Consider the following 8,067-nt stretch of genomic DNA (forward strand, 5'->3'; position numbering starts at 1 on the left):
GGGAGCCGGACGGACTGCCGCTCAGGCGGTCACGGCCTCCGGCTCGGGCCGGTCGCCGCGCGCCAGCCGACGCGCGGCGTCGAACTCGCCGAGCACCGCGCCGTCCGGCCTCGGCGTCAGGAAGCTGACGACGACGGCGACGAGCAGGCCGACCGCGAAGCCCGGGATGATCTCGTAGAGCGAGTCGGCGAGGGTCGACCGCCCCCAGACGAAGGCCACGACCGCGCCGGCGACCATCCCCGACAGCGCGCCCCAGCGGGTGAGCCGGCGCCAGTACAGGCTGAGGATCACGACGGGACCGAACGCGGAGCCGAAGCCCGCCCAGGCGAAGCCGACGAGGTCGAGGATCGACGACGTGCGGTCCAGCGCGATGAGGCCGGCCACGACGGCGACGACGAGCACGCCCGCGCGGCCCAGCATGACCTCGGCGCGCGTGCTCAGGCGGACCCCGGTCATCTTGACGAGGTCCTCGACGAGCGCCGACGACGACACGATGAGCTGCGACGAGATCGTCGACATGATCGCCGCCAGCACGGCCGCGAGGACCAGGCCCGCGACCAGCGGGTGGAAGAGCAGCTGCGCCAGCACCAGGAAGATCGTCTCGGGGTTGTCGACCTCGAGGCCGTTGATGGTCGCGTACGCGACGCCGACCAGCCCGGTCAGCACGGCCCCGAGCGCGGTGAGGACCATCCACCCGATGCCGATCCGGCGACCGGCCTTCGCGTCCTGCGGGCTGCGGATCGCCATGAAGCGCACGATGATGTGCGGCTGACCGAAGTACCCCAGGCCCCACGCCAGCGCGGAGATCACCCCGGTGGCCGAGGCCCCGGCCACGAACGACAGGTGCTGCGTGCCGCCGGCGGCGTCGGCCGCGCGGATCCCCTCGGTCACCGCGCCCCAACCGCCGAGGTCCACGATCGCGAGGACCGGCACGGCCACGAGCGCCGCGAGCATGAGGAGCCCCTGCGCGACGTCCGTCCACGTGGCGCCGAGGAAGCCGCCGAACAGCGTGTAGGCCAGGGTCACCCCGCCCACGACGAGCAGCCCGGTGAGGTAGTCGAGGCCGAAGGAGCTCTCGAAGAACGTGCCGCCCGCGACCATGCCGGACGACACGTAGAACGTGAAGAACACCAGGACGATGAGCCCGGCCGCGATGCGCAGCAGGTGCGCGGGGTCACGGAGACGGTTGTCGAAGAAGCTGGGGATCGTGATCGAGTTGCTCGCGACCTCCGTGTAGGCCCGCAGGCGCGGCGCCACGAACTTCCAGTTCAGCCAGGCACCGATGGTGAGGCCGATCGCGATCCACGCCTCGACGAGGCCGGTGGCGTAGATCGCCCCCGGCAGGCCCATCAGCAGCCAGCCCGACATGTCGGAGGCGCCCGCGCTCAAGGCGGCCACGCCCGGACGGAGCTTGCGCCCGCCGAGCATGTAGTCGTCCAGGTCGTCCGTGCGGCGGTACGCGGCATAGCCGATGCACAGCATCGCCACCAGGTACGCGACGATCGCGATCGTCTGCCAGGTCTGATCGCTCATGCGATCGATCACCCTCTCGGTCGTGTGCTGCAGCGTCTGGCGCGGTGCGCGCCGACCGCCGCGTGCGCGACGGACTGGGGCCAGGTCGGGACGCGGTCGGCGCTGACCTCGCTGCTGTGCCACCCCACTGCTCTGCCACCTCGATGGCCCCGAAACGACCAACGGCCCGATCCGGAGAGGATCGAGCCGTTGTGCCTTTCGGTGCGCCCGGAGGGATTCGAACCCCCAACCTTCTGATCCGTAGTCAGATGCTCTATCCGTTGAGCTACGGGCGCAGTCCCGGTCGGCGCTCTCGCACCGGCCGACGAGAACATTACAGCCCTCGGGCCGGTTCCCCAAACCGAGGAGCCGCATCGTGATGCACGACACCGGCAGGACTCCTGCCGGGGCAACAGAAAAGGCCCCGGGCGTTCAGCAGCCGGAGCCTTCCTGGCGGAGACGGCGGGATTTGAACCCGCGAACGGGTTGCCCCGTTACCACCTTAGCAGGGTGGCGCACTAGACCAGACTATGCGACGTCTCCTCGCGGCACTGCAGCAACACCGCGGCGCCCAGAGTAACCGGCGACGCTGCCCGGGGGCAAAGCCGCGCGGCGTCGTCCCCGCCACACGCCCGGCCGCGCTACGGTCCTGCGCATGCTGGACGACGACGACCAGGACCACCCGCAGCGCGCCGACCAGGGCACGGAGGACCGCGCGCACCCGCTCCCCGACGCACCCGACGACCTCTCCGACGACTACGACGTCCTGGTGATCGGCTCCGGGTTCGGGGGCAGCGTCGCCGCCCTCCGGCTGACGGAGAAGGGCTACCGGGTGGGCGTGCTCGAGGCCGGGCGCCGGTTCGCCGACGACGAGCTGCCGCGCACCTCGTGGGACCTGCGCCGCTTCCTGTGGGCGCCCGCGCTCGGGTGCTTCGGCATCCAGCGGGTCCACCGGCTGCGGGACGTGCTGGTCCTCGCCGGCGCGGGCGTCGGCGGCGGCTCGCTCGTCTACGCCAACACGCTCTACCGGCCGCTGGACGCCTTCTGGTCCGACCCCGCCTGGGCGCACGTCACCGACTGGAAGGCCGAGCTCGAGCCGTACTACGACCAGGCGGAGCGGATGCTCGGCGTCGTCGACTACCGCCGCACGACCCCCGCCGACGAGCTGATGCGCGGCGTCGCCGAGGACCTCGGCGTGGGGCACACCTTCCGCAAGGTGCGGGTGGGCGTGTACCTCGGCCCGGACGGCGACGACCGCCCGCGCGGCACCCGCGGGCCCGCGGTGCCCGACCCGTTCTTCGGGGGCGCCGGACCCGAGCGGAACCCGTGCCTCCACTGCGGCGAGTGCATGACCGGCTGCCGGCACAACGCCAAGAACACGCTGGTGAAGAACTACCTGCACCTCGCCGAGGGTGCCGGCGCGCAGGTGCACCCGCTGACCACGGCCACCGCCGTCGTGCCGCGGCCCGACGGCGGGTACGCGGTCCGCACCCACCGGACGGGGCGCCGCCGGGCCGGCCGCCGCACCTACCGCGCCCGGCAGGTCGTGCTCGCGGCCGGCACGCTCGGCACGCAGCGACTCCTCCACGCGATGCGGGACAGCGGCGACCTGCCGCACCTGTCCGACCGGCTCGGCCACCTCACGCGGACCAACTCCGAGGCGCTGCTCGGCGCCATGCGACCCGCGCGCCGGGGGCGGGCCGGCGAGCCCGACTACTCCGAGGGGGTCGCCATCACGTCGTCGTTCTACCCGGACCCGCAGACGCACGTCGAGCCCGTCCGGTACGGACGGGGGTCCAACGCGATGGGGCTGCTGCAGACCGTGCTGGTCGACGGCGTCGGGCCCGGCGAGGGGCCGCGCTGGCGGCGCTGGCTCGGCGAGCTGTGGCGCCAGCGCCGGCACCTGCCCGCGCTGTACGACCTGCGCGGCTGGTCCCAGCGCACCGTCATCGCGCTGGTCATGCAGAGCCGCGACAACTCGCTCACCACGTTCACGCGGCGCGGGCCGCTCGGCAGGCGCCTGACGTCCCGGCAGGGCACCGGCGCCCCGAACCCGACGTGGATCCCCGTGGCGCACGACGCCGTGCGTGCGATGGCCGACCGCATGGGCGGCCTGGCGGGCGGCAGCGCGGGCGACCCCTTCGACGTGCCGATGACCGCGCACATCCTCGGCGGGTGCACCATCGGCGAGACCCCGGGCACGGGCGTCGTCGACCCGTACCACCGCGTGCACGGCCACCCGGGCCTGCACGTGCTCGACGGCTCCGCGGTCACCGCGAACCTCGGCGTCAACCCGTCGCTGACCATCACCGCGCAGGCCGAGCGGGCCTGCGCCCTGTGGCCCAACCGCGACGAGGCCGACGCCCGGCCCGCGCCCGGCGCCGGCTACGTCGTCGTGCCGCCGACGGCGCCCCTGCGACCCGCCGTCCCAGGCGCCGCGCCCGGGGCGCTGCGGCTGCCCCTCGTCGAGGTCCGGCACTCCTGACGTGCCGCGGACGCAGCGACGCCCCGACGGTGACCGTCGGGGCGTCGTCGTGCGGAGGGCGAGGGATTCGAACCCCCGGTGCATTGCTGCACAACGGTTTTCAAGACCGTCACATTAGGCCGCTCTGTCAGCCCTCCCGGGACGGCCGTACGGGCGCCCGTCCGGCACAGCAGTGTACCGGCCGGCGTACGCCCGCGGCCCCGGACGCCGAGGCGTTCCGGGGCCGCGAGAGCGACGGGCGGCAGGCGCTCAGGAGGCGCCGCCCCCCGACCGCAGCTGGCGCATGGCGAGCTGCACGAGGGCGATGAGCGTCTGCTTGGTCGCCGCGCGCGAGCGCGCGTCCGTGTAGAGCATCGGCACGTGCGCCGGGATCTGCAGCGCCTCGCGGACGTCCTCGAGCCGGTGCTTGGCCACGCCGTCGAAGCAGTTGACGCCCACGACGAACGGCACGCCCCGCGACTCGAAGTAGTCGATCGCCGGGAAGCACTGCTCCAGGCGGTCGGTGTCGACCAGGACGACGGCGCCGATGGCTCCGCGGATGAGGTCGTCCCACATGAACAGGAAGCGGTCCTGCCCCGGGGTGCCGAACAGGTACAGCCACAGGTTGCCCGGCAGGTTCACCCGGCCGAAGTCCATCGCCACGGTGGTGCTCGTCTTGCGGTCGGAGACCCCGCCCGCGTCGTCGACGCCCACCGAGTGCTCCGTCATCGCGGCCTCGGTGTTCAGCGGCTCGACGTCCGAGATGGAACCGATGAACGTCGTCTTGCCGACGGCGAAGCCACCGGCCACCACGATCTTCGTCACCGTCGGGGCGCCGGTGGGGGGCGCGGGGGCGGCGGCGGACTGCGCGGCGGTGCCCTCGGCCGGCCGCGAGGCGGCGGGCTGCGGAGCCGTGGTCGGCTGGGCGGGCGGCGCCTGCGGAGCAGCCTGCTGCGGCGGGGGCGCCGACACCTGCTGCGCCACCGGCCGCGCCGCCGCGCCGGACGGCGTCGCCGTCGCCGAGGCGGACGGCACCGAGGTGATCGGGCCCTGGGGCGCCGCCGCGGGGCGCGAGTCCTGGGCGGCGGCCGGGGCGCCGCCGAGCACGCTCTGCCGCTGGGGGGCGCCGACCGCCGCCGGCGCGCCGCCGGCCACCGGCGCGCTCACGGCGCCGAGGGCCGGGGACACCGGAGCCCACGCCGGGGACATGCCCCCGGAGGCTCCGGGCGCCGGGCTGTCAGAGGGCGGAAATGCCATTGAGAACACTCTCCAAGACGCTCAGAGACAGGCCCGAGTGGGAACTGCCGTGACCCGTGTGGACGTTCACCGGGGTCGAGGTGTGCACGGTGATGTGCCCCTCCTCCTGCATGTCCGCGACCAGGATGCGGACGACGCCGAGGGGCAGTCGCAGCAGCGCGGAGAGCTCCGCGATCGAGACGTAGGTGTGCGCGGCGTGCTGCAGGATCGCACGCTTCTCCGGGGTGAGCCCGACGCTCGTGACGGCACCGGGCATCACCTCGACCAGCGCCTCGAGCGGCAGGTCGGACAGGGCGGATCGGACGCGGCCACCGGTCACCGCATAGGGACGCACCGTCGAGGCCTCGTAGCCGTCTGCCGAGTGCGCACCCAGAGAACCGAACGATGCGTGCGTCATGGTCGCGACCTCATCCCACCCGCGCGGAGCGGGTCGAGCCGTCCACCGGAAGGTTCCCGCGCATCTCCGAGATCAGCTGCGGGGTGAGCGTGGCCTCGGTGCGGGAGACGAGCAGGGCCATCTCGTAGCCGATGAGCCCGATGTCGCACGAGGACTCCGCCACCACCGCGAGGACCGACCCGTTCGAGACGTTCATCAGGAAGAGGAAGCCGTTGTCCATCTCGATGACGGCCTGCCGCACGTTGCCGCCGTCGAGCTGGCGCGCCGCCCCGCGCGTCAGGCTCGACATGCCGGAGACGATCGCCGCGAGCTGGTCACCGCTGGTGCGGTCGAGCTGGTCGGACATCGCCATGAGCAGACCGTCGGCCGAGACCACCAGGGTGTGGCGGCTGCCCGGGACGGTGCGCACGAAGTTGTCGAGAAGCCACCCGAAGTTGGTCGCTTCAGTACTGAGGGTCACGCTTCCTCCTCGTCGATACGCCGAAGGCGCAGGTCACCGCTGGTGCGGCGCGGATCCAGGGACATCATTCACGGTGGGGGCGGCCTGCGTCGAGGCCCGGACGGCCCCGGCGTCGTTCCGGCCGCGGCTCGTGGCGGACTGGAAGGCCGACAGTCGCGACCTCAGCTGCTCCGGGTCCCGCTCGATACGGGCCGTGAACCGCTCGGTCGACGCGGTCGACTCCCCCGCCCGCTGGCGTCGCGCGAGGCCGCCGGCCTCGTTCGCGACCGTCGTCGGGCGGTACGTCTGCTCGTTCGTCGAAGTCACGTTCCCTTCCTGGAAGACGCCGCGCTGCAGCATCGTGGACATCTCCTCGTACAGGACGGCCGAGGCCATCCACTCCGAGCGCGCCTCGACGGTGTCGGGCACGAAGTGCGGGTCCAGCGGGTCGTAGCCCGCCGGCTCCGTGGGGCGCAGCGGCAGCACGGAGCCGCCGTACGACGTCGCCGCCGAGGCCGCCGGCTCGTCGACCGGCTCCTGCCGCGGCGCGTCGTCCCGCGGCGTCTCGTACGCGGGGGCGGCCCCGAAGGCAGGTGCCTCGGGCCGGGCCGGCTCCGGCGCGGCCGGGGAGGCCGGCGGGAACGGCGACGCTGTCGGGGCGGCCGGGGCCGCGGGCTCGTCGGCCGAGGGCCTGCGCCCGAACAGGCCGCGCTTGCGACCGCCCTGCGCCGGCGTCTCGCGGCCGGCGCGACGCCCCGGCAGGTCGGCGATGAGGTCCTCGAACGCCGGCAGCTCCTGGAGCGCGTCCTGCCCCGGCGCCTCCGCGGGCGCGTGCGAGTCCGTCGGTGCGAACGGGCTCGAGGACGAGGGCGTCACCGGGTCGAACGACGGCCCGGGGCCGGGAGCCGAGACCGGCCCCGCAGCGGGCTCCGTGACCTCGCGCACGACCGGGTCGAACGACGACGCCACGGGCTCGGCGTAGGGCACGGGCGCGGGCTCGTGCCCGACCGGCTCCACGACCGGCGCGATCGGCTCGGCCGGGGCGGGCGGCTCGACCGGCGCGGCCGAAACGATCGGCGCGACGGGCTCGACCGGCGCGGCAGGTGCGACGTCCCGGGTCGGCAGCGCGACGGCCGGTGCCGCCTCGGTGGCCGGCCGGTACGGCTCCGGCTGCACGGGGGCGGGGGCGACCGGCTCCGCAGCGGCTGCCTCGACCGGGCCGTCGACGGGGGTGTCGACCGGCGCCGGGGTGGGCGCCGCCGCGACCGGGACGTCCTGCGCGGAGAGCGGTGCGACGGGCTGCACGGGGGCCGGCGCCGCAGGCGCCGGCTCGGCCGGCGTCAGCGGTGCGAGCTCGTCGGGCAGGGCCGCAGGGTCCTCCGTCACCGCGTCGAGCTGGAGCGTGCTCTCGGTCTCCGAGACGTCGAGCGAACCCATCGAGCGGAAGCTCGAGAACAGGCCCGCGCGCTGGTCGACGCCGAGGACCGGTGCGGACACCGGCTCCGGCTCGGCGACGGGCTCGGGCTGCGCGCGGTGCCGGCTCGGCAGCGCACCTGCCGAGGCCTCGACCTCGGCCGGCGGGCGCCAGGAGTCGGTGGTCGTGTCGTCCAGGTCCGGCAGCTCGGGCGTCGCGAGCGGCGGGAGCACGATCGGCCCGGTGTCCGGCCGCGTCACGGCCTCGCCGGAGCCGACGCCGGAACGCCGCCGCCGGGGCATGCCGACCGACGTCGTGCCGTCGGTGAGCGCGTCGAGGTCGACCGGCACCGCGGCCGGGGGCTCGGGCTCGACCGGGAGGCCTGCCTGCGGCGCCGGAGCGACCGGAGCCACGGCCGGGGTCGGCATCGTGGGGGGCTCCACCGCGTCGGGGGCGCCCGACGAGGGAGCCGGCTCCGGGGCCGCGACGGGCACCGCGCCGATGGGCCCGGAGGCCTGCTCCTCGAACGCCTCCGCGATCTGGCCGCCGAGGTCGGCGGCCGCGTTCTGCGTGGCCGACTCCAG

General features: G+C 74.6%; 5 protein-coding genes, 3 tRNA genes and 1 pseudogene. 1 reads left to right on the forward strand and 8 read right to left on the reverse strand.

The window, feature by feature from the left end:
• Positions 1 to 21: 21 nt before the first annotated feature.
• From putP to ACFUVW_RS17610, 3 genes are all read right to left on the reverse strand, one after another.
• Positions 22 to 1,533 carry a sodium/proline symporter PutP gene (gene putP / locus ACFUVW_RS17600; RefSeq protein ID WP_430572608.1) on the reverse strand — a complete coding sequence of 504 codons (1,512 nt, stop codon included), beginning with the start codon at positions 1,531 to 1,533 and terminating at the stop codon, positions 22 to 24.
• Between the two features lie 202 nt (positions 1,534 to 1,735).
• A tRNA-Arg gene (locus tag ACFUVW_RS17605) sits at positions 1,736 to 1,808 on the reverse strand.
• A 155-nt stretch (positions 1,809 to 1,963) separates the two neighbouring features.
• A tRNA-Ser gene (locus tag ACFUVW_RS17610) sits at positions 1,964 to 2,055 on the reverse strand.
• A 112-nt stretch (positions 2,056 to 2,167) separates the two neighbouring features.
• Between ACFUVW_RS17610 and ACFUVW_RS17615 the strand changes: the two genes are divergently transcribed.
• The gene (locus tag ACFUVW_RS17615; RefSeq protein ID WP_430572609.1) at positions 2,168 to 3,997 is read left to right on the forward strand and encodes a GMC family oxidoreductase N-terminal domain-containing protein; all 1,830 of its coding nucleotides are present in this window, start codon (positions 2,168 to 2,170) and stop codon (positions 3,995 to 3,997) included.
• A gap of 52 nt (positions 3,998 to 4,049) precedes the next feature.
• Here ACFUVW_RS17615 and ACFUVW_RS17620 read toward each other — a convergent pair.
• The 5 genes and pseudogenes from ACFUVW_RS17620 to ACFUVW_RS17640 form a co-directional block, all read right to left on the reverse strand.
• Positions 4,050 to 4,134, reverse strand: a tRNA-Ser gene (locus tag ACFUVW_RS17620).
• A 112-nt stretch (positions 4,135 to 4,246) separates the two neighbouring features.
• Positions 4,247 to 4,801 (reverse strand): ATP/GTP-binding protein, encoded by a 555-nt coding sequence (locus ACFUVW_RS17625; protein WP_430572610.1) that lies wholly within the window; start codon positions 4,799 to 4,801, stop codon positions 4,247 to 4,249.
• Between the two features lie 412 nt (positions 4,802 to 5,213).
• Positions 5,214 to 5,630, reverse strand: a complete 417-nt coding sequence (locus ACFUVW_RS17630) for a DUF742 domain-containing protein (RefSeq protein WP_429730019.1) — start codon at positions 5,628 to 5,630, stop codon at positions 5,214 to 5,216.
• Positions 5,631 to 5,640: 10 nt separating this feature from the next.
• Positions 5,641 to 6,090 (reverse strand): roadblock/LC7 domain-containing protein, encoded by a 450-nt coding sequence (locus ACFUVW_RS17635; protein ID WP_079573344.1) that lies wholly within the window; start codon positions 6,088 to 6,090, stop codon positions 5,641 to 5,643.
• Positions 6,091 to 6,123: 33 nt separating this feature from the next.
• Positions 6,124 to 8,067, reverse strand: a pseudogene (locus ACFUVW_RS17640) (hypothetical protein); the annotation flags it as partial.

It is taken from the genome of Isoptericola sp. NPDC057391 (assembly GCF_042668085.1).
In the GTDB taxonomy this organism is placed as follows: Bacteria; Actinomycetota; Actinomycetes; order Actinomycetales; family Cellulomonadaceae; genus Isoptericola.

Bases quoted from the DNA above. Each gene is read 5' to 3' on its own strand.
- putP (WP_430572608.1), bottom strand. From the start codon at position 1,533: ATGAGCGATCAGACCTGGCAGACGATCGCGATCGTCGCGTACCTGGTG.
- ACFUVW_RS17630 (WP_429730019.1), bottom strand. From the start codon at position 5,630: ATGACGCACGCATCGTTCGGTTCTCTGGGTGCGCACTCGGCAGACGGC.
- ACFUVW_RS17615 (WP_430572609.1), top strand. From the start codon at position 2,168: ATGCTGGACGACGACGACCAGGACCACCCGCAGCGCGCCGACCAGGGC.